Genomic DNA, 17,466 nt, shown 5'->3' on the forward strand with positions numbered 1-17,466 from the left:
CCCGGTGTCGAGAGGCACGCTGTGGAATTCTGTGCAAGGAGATGGATATGTTCGCACATGATCTGAAGACGCCTCCTGATTTCACGCTGGAAGGCATCCGGTGATGACAATTCTGGGTATTGTCGTCGCGTTTCTCGCAAGCAGCATTGTTCTCGCAGTGCTTTATCCGTTGGCGCCCGTGATCGGCCTGATGGATCACCCGGGCGAGCGGCGCAAAGTTCACAGCCACGCCGTGCCGCCGATCGGCGGGATCGCCGTTTTTTTGGGTCTCGTCGCGGGCAGTCTGCTGAGTCTGCCGCTGATCACGCCGCAGCACCTCTTCAGAATGGCAGGGGCAGCGCTTCTGGTGGTGGTCGGTGCCTTCGACGACCGATTCGGTCTCGGACCGAGGTCGCGTTTCGTGGCGCAAGTCGTTGCTGCACTCTTTTTGACCCTCGGGTGCGAGGTCACGCTCACCTCGCTCGGCGATTTGCTGGGCTTCGGACCGATCGATCTCGGTGTGCTTTCGGTGCCTTTCACCGTGTTTGCGATGGTCGGTCTCATCAACGCCATCAATATGATCGACGGTATTGATGGCCTGGCCGGCGGCCTGGTCCTGATTGCGCTCGGAACACTGCTCCTCCTCGCACCCGAGATCGGCGCGATCCAAATCCTGTTGCTCATGACGATCGCGGCGCTGGTGCCCTATCTGATCTGCAATTTGGAGCTTTTCGGCGTCACCGGGCGCAAGGTCTTTCTCGGGGACGCCGGGAGCCTCCTGTTGGGCTACATCCTGGTTTGGGCGCTGGTCGATGCCGCCGGACCGGCCGGGAGCATCGACCCAGTGACGGCGCTCTGGCTTGTCGCCATCCCCCTGCTGGACACGCTGCGGATCATGGCCCGGAGGATAATGCAAGGGGTGTCTCCCTTCAGTGCGGATGCCGGCCATCTCCACCACTTTTTGTCCCGCGTCTTCGGAAGTGCACGTAAGGCGCTGGTCCTGATCCTGGCTGCCGCGATTGTGTTGACGGGGGTCGGGGTCTTCGGCTTGCTGACCCAGATCGGCCAAGCCGTCATGTTCTACGCGGCCTTGTCGGTTTTCGTCGCCTATCTGCTGGTTGCGCGCAACGTGCGCAGTCTGTCGGATGCGTTGGAGCAACGGAGTCGAAGTATGGTCAGTGAACTGACCTGAACGAGGCGCTGCAGGATGAACCGCGAGACCGGCATCGAGGCCGTGCCCCAATGGTATCTGGTCCAGTCCAAGCCGCGGCAAGCCGAGCGCGCCGCGGCGAATCTCGTCCAGCAGGGTTACAGCGTCTTCCACCCGCAAATGATGGTCGAGCGCATCCACCGCAGGCGACGCGTGATGGTCGAGGAATCGCTTTTCCCCAACTATCTGTTCATCCGACTGCGGCGCTGGGTCGACAACTGGTATCCCTTGCGCTCCACCCGAGGTGTCGCCCGCTTGGTCGCCTTCGGTCGTGAGCCCTTGGCTGTCCATGATGGGTTAATCGAGGAGATACAGCGTCGTCTCGAGGCCGCTCCGGCCGAACTAAACCTCTGTCCGGGGCAGAAGGTCGAGATCATCGAAGGGCCATTCCGCGGGCTCGAGGCCATCTTCAAAGTCCATCAAGGCGAGCGCCGGGCACAGCTCTTGATCGAACTGCTGCATCGCCAAGTCACGCTGACGCTGCCTCTCGCAGACATTCGTCGCTCCGCCTGATTGCAGGCATTCGTTCCGCCAACTGTGCCGCGTCGAGCCTCTCGGCAACGCTTCGGCGGACTGAAGTCCGCCTGCCCCAGAGGCCGGTTGAAACCGGCGTACCCAGGGCCGGTCCGCCGACTTCAGTCGGCCCCGGCGGGTACGCCGACTTTAGTCGGCTCTTCGCTCGGCCGATCCTTGGCGTCGGAAACACGCTGCGCCTGAAAGCTGGCTGAACTTCGTTCCAAAGCTCTAAACAGGTTCGTCGATCCACCCGGTTGAGCGCTCGCTGCCTCCAACGATCCGGGCACGCGCAAGGCCGCGAGACGCATTACCTCACGCGTCCGAGTCACCCGGAAGACCGTTCAGCATCACCGGATTGTCGATCAAGCTGTGCGATCCCGCCCCGACGGATCTTCCAGCGGAAGCCCCGGCGTATTCGCTTATAAGCAATTGATAAAAGATGTCATAAATCAAATACGTCAGCCGGCTCAGCGCCGCAAGTTGGGCGTGCCCTGGATTCTCGATGCCGACGTGACGGTCAAGCCGCTCTACGGGCATCAAGAGGGTGCGGTCAAAGGCTACAACCCGCACAAGCCGGGGCGCCCCTCGCACACCGACCATATCTATTTCGTCGCCGGTCTGCGTCTGATCCTGGACGTGGAGGTGCTGGACGGCAACCAGACCGCGTCCAAGTACAGCGTACCGGGGCTGTGGGAGTTGCTCGCGCGCCTGCCGCGGGGCCACTGGCCGCTGTGCATTCGCGCCGACGCGGAAAATCCCTTCGACGAGCTCAAGATCCATTGGGGTTGGGCGGCTTCACCACCCAAGACATCAAGCGCTGCCGCTTCATGGCACGCATCACCGCGCTGACCTACAACTGGTGTAGCCTGTTCGTGCGCCTGGCCGATCCGAGTCAGCACACCGAGGCCATCACCAGCCGCCCACTGCTGCTCAGCGCACCGGCGCGACTGACCCGTCACGGCGGGCAGACCCGCCTTACCGTCAGCCATCCCCACGCCGAGGCGGCGTGGGTGGAGGCAACCTGCCGCGAGATCGCGGCCTTCTTCAATACCCTGCGTCGAACTGCGGAGCAGTTCGATCCCCTGCACTGCTGGTACCGGCTGCTCTCTCGGGCGCTGGTGAAGTACCTCGACGGCCGCCAATTGCAGCCACCAGCAGTGCTGCCGGCCCCGGCGTAGCCGCCGAATCAGTCGCATTGTGTACTCGCCCGTGGGCCGGAAACGGCCCACGACGGGCGCTAACCGCTCTTTTTGGGTTGATGCGAATGCTGTGCTGGCCGGACCGGCCACCCCGCAAGGCTTCGAGACGATTGCCCGGAGGGATGCGCAGATCCGACAGATCACGGGCCGCATCGAGATAACTCAGTTTACGCCGCGCCGCACCCTCGATATTCACGAAGCGCTTCTCCCGCAGGCGCTCGAACAAGCGTCTCGTCTCGGCGCATCGGAAGGATTGGATCGCCATAGCCTAATCGCATATCGATATACGATACATCGCAACGGCAACGGGTTACTCTGCAATAACGCTCGACCGCAGCCCGGAATCCTGCTCTTGATCCTCCCGCCGGCAGCAATCATGACCATGGGTTATAAGGCAACCGGGCACCGAGCCCGTTGCTCGTTGCAGAAATCCGCTACCTGCGGTCGGCGTGGCCACCGTGGTGCCGCGACACGCCGTCGGGGGCTCGCCCCTCACCGATCGTGATCGAACCCCCGGTTTCACCGAGCCCTCGTCCGGCCCGGAGGGGAGGTCGATCACCGAACGTTATCCTGCCTCCTCCTCGTCTCCTTCCAACCCGCCCTCCTCGTCCATCACCACCACGGAGGTGGCCGCGGCATCCCCGGCGGCGATCTCCTCCTCCTTGCCTTGGCGCCGCGCGAAATCGCGGGCACGCGCTTCGATCTCGACGATGCGTCGACCGACGGAGAGGAGCTCGTTGCGCCAGGTGTAGACCGCATCGGCCCGTTGGCGGTTGCTGAAGAGACCGCTCAGCCAGAGGGTGTCGATGCCGACGGTGAGTCGGTCCAGCGCCTGGATCAGATTGGCGTATTGAGAGAGCTGGGGCGAGGAGATGCGAAAGGTGACCCGACTCGGGTTGGTATAGCGCGGCACGGCGGCGATGCCGTTGGCGCTCTTCAACGCCTCCACGCGGGCGATTTCCTCATCCAAGCGTTGGGCGAAGGCGCCGAGCAGGCCATCGACCAGGCCCTCGACCTCCTCCATCTGCCGGGCATCGCCGATCGCGTGGAGCACCACGTCGATCCCGTAGAGGGCGCGCGCGACACGGATCAGGCTGCGGCCGACGACGCGGTGGGCATGTGCCGATTGCAGGGTGACGGGGACGTGGAATTCGGGGCGGCTGTAACCTCTCGGGGCGGGCATGGGGATGCTCTTTTCGGCTGATCGGGGTCTTCAGCCTATCCCGGTCCCGAGCACGCTCGCATCGGGGAAAAGAGCCCCGAAACGCCGTTTTTCGAGCAGGCCGCAGCCTTGCAATCGCCCTTCGCCTGCGCTGGAATACGCATGCGGTAGCTGGCCGCGGCCCCCGGGAGCCGAAACGTCCGCCCGGACGTGACAGCCGAAACCAAGTCCCTCCGAGCGCATGCGGTCGCAGTGACGGCCATCCAGGCCGATCGCGCTCCCGTCTCCATCGCACGTTCCGCAACACACCGACCTCAACCCCACGATCGACGCCGCGCCCTGTCGCTGCGTGCGTCCGCGCGCGCTCCTGCGAACCCCGTCGATTCCCCTGTCCCCTGCGCACCGAGGGCGTCCGTGACCCGCACGGTCCGCAGCGGACAGGCGATTCACGCGTCATCCGTTCGGCTCTCCCTGTGCGAGACCGACCGACGGGGCCGCTGACCCCAGGCGTTTGCCCGAACACAGCCGAAACCAACCGCCGGCCCTGCCGGCTCACCCGTCCCGGGGAGACTGCCGCTCCCACGGGGGAGAGGTGCGTCTCCTCGGGTTCACCCACCCGATGGAGACCACACCATGGCCACACGCCGCAGCAGCCCGACCCAAGCCCTGACCAGCTCGCTCGTCCCCAGCCGCCTCCCGGTCGCCCCGACCGTCCTCGCCGAGATCGGCCTGGACGCCGGAACCTGGGCGGTGCTCGCCGACTCGATCTTCCCCAACGCCAAGACACCCGAGGGCGTGATCCTCGCGGTGCGCTACTGCCAGGCGCGCGGCCTGGACGTGATGAAGCGCCCGGTGCACGTCGTCTCCATGTGGTCGACCGCGCTCGGACGGTATGTCGAAACGGTTTGGCCCGGCATCGCCGAGGTCCAGATCACGGCGGCGCGCACCGGCCTGTGGGCCGGGCTCGACTCGCCGCGGTTCGGGCCGGAGCTGACCAAGACCTTCACCGGGACGGTCAAGCGCGACGACAAGTGGACCGACATCGCCGTCACCGTGACCTTCCCCGAGTGGGCCGAAACGACGGTCTATCGGATGGTCAACGGGGTGCGCTGCCCCTTCTCGGAGATGGTCTTCTGGGAGGAGACCTATGCCCGACAAGGCCGTGCGGAGGTGCCCAACGAGATGTGGCAGAAGCGTCCGAAGGGACAACTGCTCAAATGCGCCAAAGCGGCGAGCCTGCGGGCGGCCTTTCCCGAGGAAGCCGGCTACACCGCCGAGGAGATGGAAGGCAAGGCCATCGAGGGCCATGCCCCCGTCGACGCCGCCGTGATCGCGGGCGAGGTGGTCACCGCGCAACCGACCACGAAGGAGCCGAGCGACACGGCCACCCCGAGTCCGGTCGACGAGACCTCCGTCTCCGCAACCGCCCCGGCGGATCCCGCACAGCGGGATGCCGTCATCGACGCGCAGGTCGCCAAGCAGGTCGCCACGCTCGTGGAGCGGGCCTGCAAGGTCGGCGCCTGGGGTCAGGCCGAGGACTATGCCCGCGCCCGCTTCAACGGGGCGCATCTCGCCTACGCCCTCGCCGAGTTGGAGCAGGCGGCCGCACTGTCGGTCGTCACGAGGAAAGCCAAGACCGCCGAGGCTCCCGTCGCCGAAGCCGCGTAGCGCCCATGACCGCCACGGACGGCGGTCATCGGATTCCGATCATCCACCCCCCCATGGGGCACGCGCTGCCCCTCGGGGACGTTGCCCCTGTTTGTTTCAGGAGCACCCATGCATGTCATCGACATCACCCAACGCACCCCCGAGTGGCTCGCCTGGCGTAACGCCGGGGTTTCGGCCTCCGATGCCGCGGTCGTTCTCGGCGTCTCGCCCTACAAGACGCCGTGGCGGCTGTGGGCGGAGAAGATCGGGATGCTGTTGCCCGAAGACCTGAGCGGCAATCCCGTCGTGCGACGCGGCAACGCGCTCGAAGACACCGCCCGCCGGGGCTTCGAGGAGCGCCACGACACCTTGCTGCTGCCGCTCTGCGGCGAGTCCGATACCCACCCGGTGATCCGCGCGTCCTTCGACGGCCTGAACGACGACGGGTGCCCGGTCGAGCTCAAGGTCCCGCACGAGAGCACCTATCTCCAGGTCCTGGAGCACGGCATCGCCTCGCAGGCCTACCGCCTCTATTGGCATCAGGTCCAGTGCCAGATCTACGTCGCCGACGCCGCCGAAGGCTGGCTGGTGTTTCATCGAGCCCCGGGCATCGCGGTCGACTTTCGCATCCCGCGCGACGAGACCTTCATCCGGGACACCCTGGTGCCGCGCTGCCTGGAGTTTCGCAAGCGCGTGGAGAAAAAGCAGGAACCCGAGCGCGATCCGGAGCGGGACCTCTACACCCCGTCCGGCGCGGCGCTGGCGACCTGGACGCGGCTGTCCGGGGAGTACCGCAGGCTCGCCGCCGAGAAGGCCAAGCTTGACGCCGCACACAAGACCCTGAAGTCGGGTCTGGACGGCATCGAGTCGCAACTGGTCGCCCTGCTGGGCGACTTCGCGATGGGCGAGAGCGCCGGGCTGCGGGTCCTGCACTACGCCGTGGCCGGAGCGATCGACTACAAAGCCGCGTTGTCGGACCTCGACCCGGATCTCGATCCGCTGCGTCTGGAGCGCTATCGCCGCGCGTCCTCCGACCGGGTCAAGATCACGACCCTGAAGGACGGCACGGCAAGTGTTCCGTTCAATGCGGCCGCGCTCGTCGCGATGCCGGATCCCGCAGAGACGGAGAACGGCTTCTACTTCTGACCCCACGGATCCAGGCCCATGGACGGGCCCAGGATCCGCCGATTCCGCATCCCGATACACCCCGGCCCCGGCCGGTGGCTGTCCCGTCCGGACTGATGTTTAAGCCGTCCCGATCGGACAGCCGAATGACGTGATGTCCCTGCCGGACATGACGACTCCGCGAGCTGAACGGGCCGACTCTCGGCGACACAGCCAACCCCAACCCTCTGCAACCCAAGCCCCCCGGGGAGACCTGCGCTCCCCTCACGGGAGGCGTGCGTCTCCTCGGGTTCACCCACCCGATGGAGACCACACCATGACCGCCAGCCAACGTTTCGATGTCGCGACCACCTTCAACGTCAAGGCCCGTCCGGGTCTGGAAGTGATCGGTTTCGCCGACGACACCCATCCGCACATCCCGGTGCGCAAGCCCTACGTCTTCAGACCCGAGTTGCTGCGCGACGTGCTGGCCTTCCTGCACGAGGCCGGCGGCGACGGCCTGTTCCTGACCGGCCCGACCGGATCGGGCAAGACCAGCCTGATCCTGCAGATTGCCGCCCGGCTCGCCTGGCCGGTGCAGTCGGTGACCTGCCACGGACGCATGGAGCTGGCGGCCCTGGTCGGCCAGTTCGTATTGGTCGACGGAAGCACCCGCTTCGTGCACGGACCCCTGTCCACGGCGGCGCGCGACGGGCACCTCCTGGTGCTCAACGAGAGCGATCTGATGGACCCGGCCGAGCTGGCGGGTCTGAACGACATCCTCGAGGGCCATCCGCTGGTGATTGCGGAGAACGGCGGGGAGGTGATCCGACCCCACCCCAAATTCCGGGTCGTGGCGACCGGCAACACCGCCGGTGCCGGCGACCGCTCGGGTCTCTACCAAGGGGTGCTGCGACAGAACCTCGCCTTCATGGACCGCTTCCGGGTGGTGCAGGTCGGCTATCCGGAGCCCGAGACGGAGCAGGATCTGATCGCCGCGGCGGTCCCGAAGCTGCCTGCGGAGATCATCGCGAAGATGATCCTCGTGGCCGAGGAAGTGCGGCGCCTGTTCCTGGGCGCCGGTACGGAATCCGGGGAGCTGACCGTGACCATGAGCACCCGGACCCTGGTGCGCTGGGCGACGCTGAGTCTGGCGTTCAAAGGCGCACCGAACGTCTTCGAGTATGCCCTGCAGCAGTCCTTGACCGCCCGCGCGGAGCCGGAGCAGCGCGAGGCGATCCACCGGATCGCCGCCGATGTCTTCGGCGACTACTGGGGTGCGAAACCATGAGTCCGCTGTATCGGCTCTACCGGTACGAGCACGGCGACGGGACCGCCAGGGAATGGGCCTACGCCGATCTCGGCAACGGGACGGCGCAGATCCGTTGGGGACCGGCCGGTCGCCTCCGGCAAACCCAATCCAAGCCGTTGCCGATCGCCCTCGAGCGGGCACCCGTGAAGCTGCTGAAGGGCTACGTCGCCATCGGCCGGGCGGACATCGATGCGACCGGGGCCGTGGCGCTGCTGTCGCGGGATGGTCCGGATCAGCGGGTGACTCCCGTCGTACCCGCTGCGCCCAAGCTCGACCCCAAACCAGCCCGCGACATCGCCGCCCTCTTGGGTGGTGACGAAGACGGGTTTTACTTCTAACCCATCTCGACACACGGCCGACCGCGGCGCACGTCTTCGCCGCCCGGCGATCGCGTGCGTCCCGGTTCGCCCGGGAGCCCACCGATGCACACGATCACTCACGTCACCGACCGAATCACCCTGGTCATGTTGAACGTCGCCATCTGGTCCGGACGCAAGAAACTGCGTGCCGAAGACCTGAAACTCGGCACCGACGTCCCGCCCGAGGAGCTGGTCTCCTTGGGATCGAAACGGGTCTGCGACCCCGAGCCGCTCAAGATCTTTCACCGCATCAAGAAGGGTGCGGAGCGCACCTGCCTGCAGGTCGGAACCCGCTTTCTCGGCGGGTTTGCCGTGCCGCATGCCCGGTCCGAGTCCATCGCCGAGAGCTTGGCGGCGCTGAAGGTGGAATTCGACGCCGAAACACGGTCCTTCCTGGCCGGTTACGACCGGGCGTTGGAGGAGTGGATCTCCAATCTGCCCGCCTGGGAGGAACCGATCCGTCGGGCGATCGAGCCGGCGGAGATCGTCGGCACGCGTCTGCGTTTCGGCTACCAGATCGTGCGGATCGCCCCGGCGGAGCAACCGGGGACGCTGGAGGAGGAGGTCCAGGGGCTCGGCGACGGCATCTTCGCCGAAGTCGAGCAGATGGCCCGCGAGCTCGAAGGCAGCTTCGAGGGCAAGGAGAAGCTGCATCGCCGTGCGCTCGGCACCTTCCGGCGCATCCGCGAGAAGCTCGCCTGCCTGTCCTTCGTGGACCGGCGGATCCATCCGGTGGTGGACACCCTCGATGACTGGTTCGCCCGCCTGCCGGACGGCCCGATCGAAGGCCCGATCTTCAACGAAGGCATGGGGCTCGCACTGCTCCTCGCGGATGCCGAGCGCATGGCGCGCCACGGGGCGGGCCAGTGGGCGGTGCAGCAGGACGGCGAGCCGAACGACAGCGACATGGAATCGGACGCCACGCCGACCGAGGTCACGCCGTTGCCGCTCGCCGTGCAGTCCACGATGGACTTCGAGGCCGAGATGGACGCCTTGTTCGGCGATGTGCCGATTGAGGCCGAGACAGGCTCCGAAGCGCGGCTCAACCAGCCGGACAACCCGCCGGAGCCCGCGTTCGCCAGGCCCGTCGAGGAGACGGTCGCGGACGTCGAGGGCTTCTTCTTCTGATCCGACCCTGAACCCGAGCCGGCGCATCCCCGCCGGCTTCCCGTCAATCCACCCGACCGGGGTACACCGACCCCGCCGGGGCGGTGTGCCCCTTTTTTGACTCAGGAGCACACCATGACACCCAAGACCTTGACCGACGCACTGCCGATCGTCGCCGCCGCCTACGGGCGCAAATTCGGCATCTCCGTGCGGGTCGGCGGCACGCAAGCCCTCACCGACGGGGGCGTGATCGTCATTCCCGCGATCGGCACCGACCCGACGGCCCGGACGCTGGCGTGGGGCTATCTGGCCCACGAAGCGGCCCATGTCCGCTACACCGACTTCGCCCTGCCGAGGGCGCACACGCCGCTGGAGCGGTTCATCCAAGGCGTCATCGAAGACATCCGGATCGAGGGCGAGCTGATCGCCGCCTATCCGGGCACCCGCAGGACGCTCGACGCGGTCGTGGCCGCCTTGGTGGCCGACGGGTCGCTGTCGGCGGTGTGCGAGACCGAGCGCCCGTCCGACATCCTCGGCAACGGGTTCCTCGCCCTGGCCCGGCACCGCTACCGCAAGCAGGATGCGCTGGCGAGTCACGCCAAGGAGGCCGATCGCGTCATGCGGGCTGTCTTCCAAGCGCGCTTCGTCCACCGGCTGCAGGGACTCATGTCCGAGATCCCGAGGCTCGCGAGCACGGCGGCGTCGATCGACCTCGCCCGGCGGATCGTCGGGTTGATCGAGGAGGACTCGCAGGAGCAGCCGCCTCCGGCGCCGCAACAGTCCGACGCGGATCACGGTGCAGGTTCCGACCCGGCATCCGATCCGGACACCGGGAACGGAGCGGGGCAAAACGACGACGATGCTCAGGAGACGTCCACGAACAGTCGGTCCGTAGACGACGCCGAACAGGGTGATGCCGGAGACGGAGGATCCGAGAACGGCGCATCCGCAGGCGATGGAGGAGAGGATCGGGACAAGGAGGACGAAAAGGGCCAAGACGGTCGAAGCGCCGACTCCGGTACCGGCTCGTCCGAACAGAGCCTGAACCAGGGTCGAGAGACCGAGCAGACCACCGACCCCGACAGCACCACGGCAGGCAACGACGCCCGCCGCGCACTCCAGCAGGTGCTGTCCGCCACCGACGCCGACCTTCCGGAGGACCTCTTCGCGTCGGTCGCCCAAGCCTTGAACGGGCAAACCCGCGATCCGGCGACGCTGCTTCCCGCAGCGGAAGCCTACCTCGGGGACCTGCGCTCGGGACGGATGACCCTGGACCGCGTCAAGGGACGGTCGGCAAAGCTTACGGCGCGTCTGCAGGGCTTGATCGAGACCCGTACCCAGGAACGCACCCGAGCGGGTCGACGTGGACAATCCTTGAGTCCACGTCACCTGCACCGCGCCGGTGTCGGCGACCCGCGGGTGTTCCGGATCCGCGAGCAAGCGATCGCGCCGAATACGGCGCTGCACCTGCTGGTGGATCTGTCCTCGTCCATGAGCGCCGGCCGAGATGCGATCGCGTTGGATGCGGCCGCGGCATTGGCGTTGGCCCTGGAGCCCGTCAAAGGCGTCTCGCGCGCGGTGACGGCGTTCCCGAGCCTGCAGGGTCACGCCGAGAAGGTGACCCGGATCCTGGCGCACGGCGAGCGGGTGGCGTCCCGCGTCGGGGCGTTCGTCCAACGCGGTCGCGGCGGCACGCCGATGACCGGGGCGCTGTGGTTCGCCGCGGCGGATCTGCTGGCCCGTCGCGAGACGCGCAAGGTGATCATCACCCTCACCGACGGACAACCCGACGACCTGTGCACCGCCGCCGACCTGATCGAACAGGCCGGCGCGGCCGGCATCGAGATGATCGGCGTGGGCATCGCCGTGGACGTCGGGCGTCTGTTCCCGATCGCCGTGCGCATCGATGCCGTCGCGGATCTGAAGACCGCGCTGTTCGGGATCGCCGAGCAGCTTCTGCTGACCTGACCCCAGCCATCGGGCCCGCGGGCCGGTCGTCCTTCGCGGACGGCCGGTCCGGGTCCGGGAGGTGTGCTCGCCGTGGGCGCGCTCGCGCGTTCATCGCCGGCACGGTTCCCCGGATCCTCGCTGTCGAGGATCTCCGAGAAGCGGTCGCTGGCCGCCCGGTTTGCCGGAAACACAGCCGAACCCACTGCTGCACACCACCCCGCGGGGAGAGGCACTCTCCCCCGGGGACGGTGCGTCTCCCCTTCACCGGAGAGACGCATGTCCACACCCCACCCCGCCCACGCGCTTGCGGGCATGATCGAAACCCTCGCACGTCGCGGCGACTATCGCCCCGACGAATGGCTGCGCTTCCTGACCATGGATGTCCTCGCCGGCTTCGGCGAGCGACTCGAAACCCCCTGGGACGAGCGGCGTCACGCGGCGCTGTTCGAGCTCTCCGGCCTCTACGGACGGCTCGTCGCCGAGAACCCCTGGCGCGACATCCTGGGCGCCGTCTACATGGAGCTGAGCGCGCACGGCCAACGCAAATGGATGGGGCAGTACTTCACGCCCCAGTCGGTCGCGGACTTCATGGCCGAGATCAACACCGGCGATCTGGATCCGTCCGCCCATCCGAAGGACCGCTTCATCACGATCCTGGAGCCGACCAGCGGTGCGGGAATCCTGCTGCTGTCGGTCTGCAACACCGTCGCGATCAAGCATGGCACCGATGCGCTGCGGCGTCTGTCGCTCACGGCGATCGATCTGGATCCGCTGTGCGCGCGCATGACCGCCTGCCAGCTGCTCGCCAATGCGGCCCTGCACGGACCGCTCGGGGAGATCCTGGTCTACCGCGGCAACGCGCTCGGCAACCCGGCCGATCTGGAGGTGGTGACCCATCGCCTCGCCGCACCCCGACGCGTCGCAGGCCAACCCGAGCCGATCCCCGAGGTCCTCCCGGCCCTCGCGCCACTTCGCCTCGCGGCCGTCATGTCGGCCACCGAGAGCCGTCAGTTGAGCCTCTTCGACGACGCGGCGCTGCCGCCGCTGCAACGCACGGCCTGACGCGCCGACATCCATCCACCCCGCGGGGACATCCTTCCCCGCACCGGGGGACGTGTCTCCCCGCTCGACCCCGGAGACACCACCCATGAAGAAACCGCAACTGTCCCTGCCCCTGGAACCCGACCACATGCGCCGGGCGGACCTGCCGGAAAGCGACCAGGAGCTGGTGGCAAGCGCCATCCGCTGCCTGGAGCAGAAGTACCTGGTCAAGCAGGACAGCCTGACCAGCCCGGAGGCCACGCGCAACTTCCTCAAGCTGCGGCTCTACGGCCTGCACTACGAGGTGTTCGCCTGCCTGTATCTGGACAACCGCCATCGCGTCATCCGCTACGAGGAGCTGTTCCGCGGCACCATCGACGGGGCCAGCGTGCATCCCAGAGAGGTTCTTCGGAAGGTGGTGGAGACCGGTGCGGCGGCGGTCATCTTCGCCCACAACCACCCCTCGGGCGTTCCCGAGCCCTCCCAAGCCGATCTTCGACTCACCCAGCGACTGCGCGAAGGTCTGTCGCTGTTCGACGTGCGGGTGATCGATCACATGATCGTCGGCGACGGCGAGGCCGTCTCCATGGCCGAGCGCGGCGTGCTCTGACGGTCGCACACGCATTGCAAAGAACCCAATCCACTCAACCCCGCGGGGCGGATCTCCCCGTCGGGGAGGTGTGCCCCGCCTGACTTTGGAGACACACCGCATGAATCCATCCAGACTACGGATGACCATCGACGCACAAACCATCCGCGAGCAAGCCCGCGGACGCTGGATTGGCATCCTCGGTCGGCTCACGCCGACCTTGGAGCCTGCACTGGCCCGTCCGGGTCGCCACGTGCCATGCCCGGTCCATGGCGGATCGGACGGGTTCCGGGTTTTCCGGGATGTGGCGGAAACCGGCGGCGGGATCTGCAACAGCTGCGGCCCCCGTCGCGACGGCTTCGCGTTGCTGATGTGGGCCAACGACTGGGGCTTTCGCGAGACCCTGGAGGCCGTCGCCCGGGAACTCGGACTCGACACGGAACACCCGCCGACCATCGCGGCGCGACCGAGGCCGGTCGTCGTCGCACGCACGGACCAAGACCCGACCATGGCCGAGACCGCCCTTCGGCGCGTCTGGTCCGAGACCCTGGACCCGGACGACCGACGGGCACTCCCGCTGCGGCGGTATCTGTCCCGTCGCGGAATCGATGCCGAACCCGACCCGCGCGTGCTCCGGTTTCATCCGGGGCTTGCCTACTACGACAGCACGACGCGCATCGCGACCTTCCCGGCGCTCGTCGCCAAGGTGTCGGATGCCGAGGGTCGGTCGGTCTCGCTGCACCGGATCTACCTCGATCCCGCGGGACACAAGGCCCCGGTGGCCCATCCGAAGAAGATGATGCCGCCGATCGGCACGCTCTGCGGGGGCGCCGTGCGGCTCTACCCGGCCGGTCCGACACTGGGGATCACCGAAGGCATCGAGACCGCACTGGTGATCCGCCAGCGCACCGCGATGCCGGTCTGGGCCGGGATCTCCGCGACCCTGCTGCAGCGGTTCGTGCCGCCGCCCGGGGTCGAGCTGGTCGTGATCTGGGCCGATCTGGATCGCTCGGGAACCGGGGAGCAGACCGCCCTCGCACTGCGCGAGCGGCTTGTCTCCCGAGGTATGCGGGTAGCGCTGCATCTACCGAAGGGGCCGATCCCGGAAGGGAGCAAAAGTCTCGACTGGTGCGACCTGTGGCGCCTCGACCTGCGCGCCGTGGCCTGACCCAGCGGTGAGCTCATCGACTCGCACCCGCACGGGTGCGCGATCGACGGGGTCACCCGTCAACCCAAGCAAACCCGCCGGGGCGCAAGCTCCGGTGGGTTTTTTGTTGTGTAGACGATCGACGCGCGATACTGAGGGCTTCGCCTGTTCACCAACAATGCCCGATGACCGCAACGACAGCGCTTGATTGGTTCGACGCCGGCAGTCGCGTCCTCGAAGGCGCTCGGACGCCCGACCTGTTCCCGCCGCTCGACGACGCGCACGCCCGGCGCATGGCTCGCCGGGTTCGCGGGCGCCTGGGCGGAAGGCGGCAGCGACGAGGCTGCCGAGGATGACCTGGTCGCGGCGCTGGCGGGGCGCCCTGCCCTGCTGAGACAGCTTTGGGAGCGAGGTCCGGGAAAGATCGCGCGCAGCCGGTCCTGATCTCGGGGAACCCACCGGGCGTCGCGGGTCCCGGGCGGAGCGGTGCATGCTCCCGACGGTACACGCTCGGGACCCCGCCCGGCAGAGTCAGTTCGACAGATTGAGCGCGAGAAGCGGCGCCAGATTCAGCAAGATCAAGGTTCCGATCCGGTTCAAGCGGTGCCGTGTGCGCGGCTATGCCCGTGGGTGATATCCTCGGTGCACGTCATGAGCAATGGTGGCACGTCTTCGGATGCCAGTGGTCTCGCAACAGGGGCAGCGCTGGATCAATGCCGAAAAGGCTCGCTATTACCGGGTCGTCTTGGAACAGGATCTGTTCGGAGACTGGAACCTCATCGCCTGCTGGGGTGCACTGCACTCGCGCCGCGGGGGGATGCGGGTCACCGCGCTGCCATCGCTCGATGCCGGCGTCGCGGCGCTGGACGGGATCGCGAAACGACGGCGGCAGCGGGGGTATGTGCCGGTACATCCTCCGCCTGACCCCTCGGCGTGATGAACGCACCCGCTGCAGATGCCCCCGATCGTCAAGTGGCAGACCTCTCCGATCATGGGCTGCCGCCAACCGCCGGATTCCGACTCCGTGCGCTGCGAACCGCGTCATACCCGCCAACTGCACCTTCGCCGTCGTCATCCGAGGCGCTAATCGACGCTTGATGCCGATCCATCGGGAGTGCCGAGCCCGGCACCGATAAGTCTGGCGACCGAGCCACCGAGGCGTCGGACACCGAGGAAGTATTCCCAAGTGCCGCCACCAAAACTGCATCAACAGGTCAAAGGCGCGAGGCTAGCAACAAATAAATTGATATTTTGCACACCAAGCGCAAAATATAAATATATATTAGAAGCAGCGAGCAAAATCCATGCTTGTCGAGTTCCGCGTCAAGAACTTCCGCAGCCTGCGTGACGAGCAGGTCCTCAGCCTTGTCGCATCCAAAGACAAGACCATGCACGATACCCACACCTTGAGCACCGGCCTAAAGGCTGCGCCGTACTTGCTGCGCAGCGCCGTACTGTATGGCGCCAATGCCGGCGGTAAATCAAACATGATCAAAGCACTGCAATACATGCGGGGCGTCGTGCTCGAATCAGCGACCAGTATTCAGCCCGGCCAGACATTCGCCGTGCAACCCTTCAAGCTCGATGCTCATTCTGCCGGCCAGCCGACGGAGCTCGAAGTCACGTTCATCCTGGACGGCGTGCGCTACCAGTACGGCTTTTCCATGACGCCGCAACGCATCGTCAGCGAGCACCTCCTGGTTTACAAAGCGTTCAAGCCGCAGCGCTGGTTCGAGCGCCGTTTCGACTCTGAAAGTGGCAAGGACGTGTACGACTTCGGCCCCGGGCTGAAGGGGACCAAGAACCTTTGGGAAGGGGCCACCCGACCCAACGCCTTGTTCCTGTCGATGGCCGTGCAGCTCAACAGCGAGTCCCTGCGACCGGTGTTCGATTGGTTCGCCAATCATCTGGTGATCATCAACGAACAGGCGCGGCTGAATCCGCAGACCTCGATTCACATGATCAAGCAGGCCGAAGGCCGCAAGCAGATCTGCGACGTTCTCGCCGCGGCCGACATCAGCATTGCCGACATCGAGGTCGTCACCCGCAAAGTGCCGGGGCATGCCGTTCATTTCGATCTTGTCGCCGGCAAGACCGAGGTCCGCAGCGAGGAAGTGGAAGAGGACCAGTTGCGCTTCTCGCATGTGACCGAGCAAGGCCAAGCGGTGTTCGAGCTGACGGACGAGTCCAGCGGTACCCGCAACCTGCTGTTCCTGATCGGGCCCGCGCTAAACATCCTGAAGAAGGGCTTGATCCTGGTCATCGATGAGCTCGACAACAGTCTGCATACGCTCCTGCTGCGCGAGCTGGTTCGCCTGTTTCATCGACCCGACATCAACACCGGCGGCGCACAGCTCATCTTCACGACCCATGACACCGCGCTGCTGGATGCACCCGACCTGTTCCGGCGCGATCAGATCTGGTTCGTGGAGAAAGACCGGGATCAGGCATCCGCACTGGTGGCGCTCTCCGAATTCAGCCCGCGCAAGAACGAAGCGCTGGAGCGCGGCTATCTGCGGGGACGCTACGGAGGCGTGCCCTTTTTGAGCCATACCCTCGGGCTCAAGCACTGATGGCGCGCGACCGCGACGAGCATGACAGCTATTTCGACGCCTTGAATCAGGCCGCGTCCTTGGATGGCAAGCTGCGCAACGACAACAAACAATCGGTGATCTTCAGGGCGATTGCCTCGATACCCAACTTCGAGCTGTGGCTGTTGCTGCACTACGAGGACATTCAGGCACCGATCCACCGCGACGAGGTGATGCGCCGTCTGAAACAACACATTCCGGGCTACGAAAAAGGCGCCGGCAGCGCCTTTGCCACCACCTGCGAACGGCTCGACATTGCCACACAGCGGGCAAACGCGCTGGCGACCCGATTCAATGCCAAGACCGATCCCGAACCGTACACCGCCATTGTCGATCTGGTAACCCTGTTGACCAGCCTACGCGGGTGAGCAACCCGCACGACCGGCGACGAGGATACTCGGGAAAGCTACGCGACGCTCCGCGTCGCGCCCCGCACCTGGGGAACCCCGACCCGATCGAGATGCTCACGCGTTCATGGGGGCGAAGTGTCCGCGACTCTCCCACCCCCCAAGCCCCGGCACCATAAGGCAACGGCCGGGTCGACCGTGGTCAC

The 17,466-nt window shown here is 66.4% G+C and carries 18 protein-coding genes and 1 pseudogene; 17 read left to right on the forward strand and 2 right to left on the reverse strand.

Going from position 1 to position 17,466, the window contains the following annotated elements; all coding sequences use genetic code 11:
• The first annotated feature begins 103 nt into the window (after positions 1 to 103).
• The 4 genes from THIMADRAFT_RS02020 to THIMADRAFT_RS27330 all read left to right on the forward strand — a co-directional run bounded on the left by THIMADRAFT_RS02020 (position 104) and on the right by THIMADRAFT_RS27330 (position 2,883).
• Entirely contained in the window at positions 104 to 1,171 is a 1,068-nt protein-coding gene (locus tag THIMADRAFT_RS02020; RefSeq protein ID WP_007191278.1) for an undecaprenyl-phosphate alpha-N-acetylglucosaminyl 1-phosphate transferase, read from the forward strand.
• A 15-nt stretch (positions 1,172 to 1,186) separates the two neighbouring features.
• Positions 1,187 to 1,702, forward strand: a complete 516-nt coding sequence (rfaH, locus tag THIMADRAFT_RS02025) for a transcription/translation regulatory transformer protein RfaH (RefSeq protein WP_007191279.1) — start codon at positions 1,187 to 1,189, stop codon at positions 1,700 to 1,702.
• Positions 1,703 to 2,191: 489 nt separating this feature from the next.
• Positions 2,192 to 2,554, forward strand: a complete 363-nt coding sequence (locus THIMADRAFT_RS24325; RefSeq protein ID WP_007191280.1) for a hypothetical protein — start codon at positions 2,192 to 2,194, stop codon at positions 2,552 to 2,554.
• On the forward strand, positions 2,491 to 2,883 hold the full coding sequence (locus THIMADRAFT_RS27330) for a hypothetical protein (RefSeq protein ID WP_233490137.1): 393 nt from the start codon (positions 2,491 to 2,493) through the stop codon (positions 2,881 to 2,883). The genes THIMADRAFT_RS24325 and THIMADRAFT_RS27330 overlap by 64 nt, the downstream gene beginning before the upstream one ends.
• Before the next feature lie 85 nt (positions 2,884 to 2,968).
• Here THIMADRAFT_RS27330 and THIMADRAFT_RS25265 read toward each other — a convergent pair.
• Together THIMADRAFT_RS25265 and THIMADRAFT_RS02040 are read right to left on the reverse strand one after the other, a co-directional pair.
• Positions 2,969 to 3,169: pseudogene (locus THIMADRAFT_RS25265) on the reverse strand (type II toxin-antitoxin system RelE/ParE family toxin); the annotation flags it as partial.
• A gap of 300 nt (positions 3,170 to 3,469) precedes the next feature.
• On the reverse strand, positions 3,470 to 4,087 hold the full coding sequence (locus tag THIMADRAFT_RS02040) for a hypothetical protein (protein ID WP_007191282.1): 618 nt from the start codon (positions 4,085 to 4,087) through the stop codon (positions 3,470 to 3,472).
• A 612-nt stretch (positions 4,088 to 4,699) separates the two neighbouring features.
• Here THIMADRAFT_RS02040 and bet point away from each other — a divergent pair.
• From bet to THIMADRAFT_RS02105, 13 genes are all read left to right on the forward strand, one after another.
• A complete protein-coding gene (gene bet, locus THIMADRAFT_RS02045) occupies positions 4,700 to 5,734 on the forward strand; it encodes a phage recombination protein Bet (protein WP_007191283.1) in 1,035 nt (344 codons plus the stop codon).
• Positions 5,735 to 5,842: 108 nt separating this feature from the next.
• Positions 5,843 to 6,859 carry a YqaJ viral recombinase family nuclease gene (locus tag THIMADRAFT_RS02050; protein WP_007191284.1) on the forward strand — a complete coding sequence of 339 codons (1,017 nt, stop codon included), beginning with the start codon at positions 5,843 to 5,845 and terminating at the stop codon, positions 6,857 to 6,859.
• Between the two features lie 295 nt (positions 6,860 to 7,154).
• Positions 7,155 to 8,108 carry an AAA family ATPase gene (locus THIMADRAFT_RS02055; RefSeq protein ID WP_007191285.1) on the forward strand — a complete coding sequence of 318 codons (954 nt, stop codon included), beginning with the start codon at positions 7,155 to 7,157 and terminating at the stop codon, positions 8,106 to 8,108.
• Entirely contained in the window at positions 8,105 to 8,467 is a 363-nt protein-coding gene (locus THIMADRAFT_RS02060; RefSeq protein WP_007191286.1) for a hypothetical protein, read from the forward strand. The genes THIMADRAFT_RS02055 and THIMADRAFT_RS02060 overlap by 4 nt, the downstream gene beginning before the upstream one ends.
• Positions 8,468 to 8,551: 84 nt before the next feature.
• Positions 8,552 to 9,616, forward strand: a complete 1,065-nt coding sequence (locus tag THIMADRAFT_RS02065) for a DUF3150 domain-containing protein (protein ID WP_007191287.1) — start codon at positions 8,552 to 8,554, stop codon at positions 9,614 to 9,616.
• A 114-nt stretch (positions 9,617 to 9,730) separates the two neighbouring features.
• The gene (locus THIMADRAFT_RS02070) at positions 9,731 to 11,563 is read left to right on the forward strand and encodes a VWA domain-containing protein (protein ID WP_007191288.1); all 1,833 of its coding nucleotides are present in this window, start codon (positions 9,731 to 9,733) and stop codon (positions 11,561 to 11,563) included.
• Between the two features lie 258 nt (positions 11,564 to 11,821).
• On the forward strand, positions 11,822 to 12,607 hold the full coding sequence (locus tag THIMADRAFT_RS24335; protein WP_007191289.1) for an N-6 DNA methylase: 786 nt from the start codon (positions 11,822 to 11,824) through the stop codon (positions 12,605 to 12,607).
• 85 nt (positions 12,608 to 12,692) lie between these two features.
• Entirely contained in the window at positions 12,693 to 13,196 is a 504-nt protein-coding gene (locus THIMADRAFT_RS02080; RefSeq protein WP_007191290.1) for a JAB domain-containing protein, read from the forward strand.
• 100 nt (positions 13,197 to 13,296) lie between these two features.
• Entirely contained in the window at positions 13,297 to 14,343 is a 1,047-nt protein-coding gene (locus THIMADRAFT_RS02085; protein ID WP_007191291.1) for a DUF7146 domain-containing protein, read from the forward strand.
• Positions 14,344 to 14,526: 183 nt separating this feature from the next.
• Positions 14,527 to 14,766 carry a hypothetical protein gene (locus THIMADRAFT_RS02090; protein WP_040729219.1) on the forward strand — a complete coding sequence of 80 codons (240 nt, stop codon included), beginning with the start codon at positions 14,527 to 14,529 and terminating at the stop codon, positions 14,764 to 14,766.
• Between the two features lie 232 nt (positions 14,767 to 14,998).
• Positions 14,999 to 15,259, forward strand: coding sequence for a WGR domain-containing protein (locus THIMADRAFT_RS02095; RefSeq protein ID WP_007191292.1), 261 nt, complete (start codon positions 14,999 to 15,001; stop codon positions 15,257 to 15,259).
• Between the two features lie 367 nt (positions 15,260 to 15,626).
• On the forward strand, positions 15,627 to 16,895 hold the full coding sequence (locus THIMADRAFT_RS02100) for an AAA family ATPase (RefSeq protein ID WP_007191293.1): 1,269 nt from the start codon (positions 15,627 to 15,629) through the stop codon (positions 16,893 to 16,895).
• Positions 16,895 to 17,281 (forward strand): RloB domain-containing protein, encoded by a 387-nt coding sequence (locus tag THIMADRAFT_RS02105; protein ID WP_007191294.1) that lies wholly within the window; start codon positions 16,895 to 16,897, stop codon positions 17,279 to 17,281. The genes THIMADRAFT_RS02100 and THIMADRAFT_RS02105 overlap by 1 nt, the downstream gene beginning before the upstream one ends.
• Positions 17,282 to 17,466 lie beyond the last annotated feature (185 nt).

Source organism: Thiocapsa marina 5811, assembly GCF_000223985.1.
Classification (GTDB): Bacteria; Pseudomonadota; Gammaproteobacteria; order Chromatiales; family Chromatiaceae; genus Thiocapsa; species Thiocapsa marina.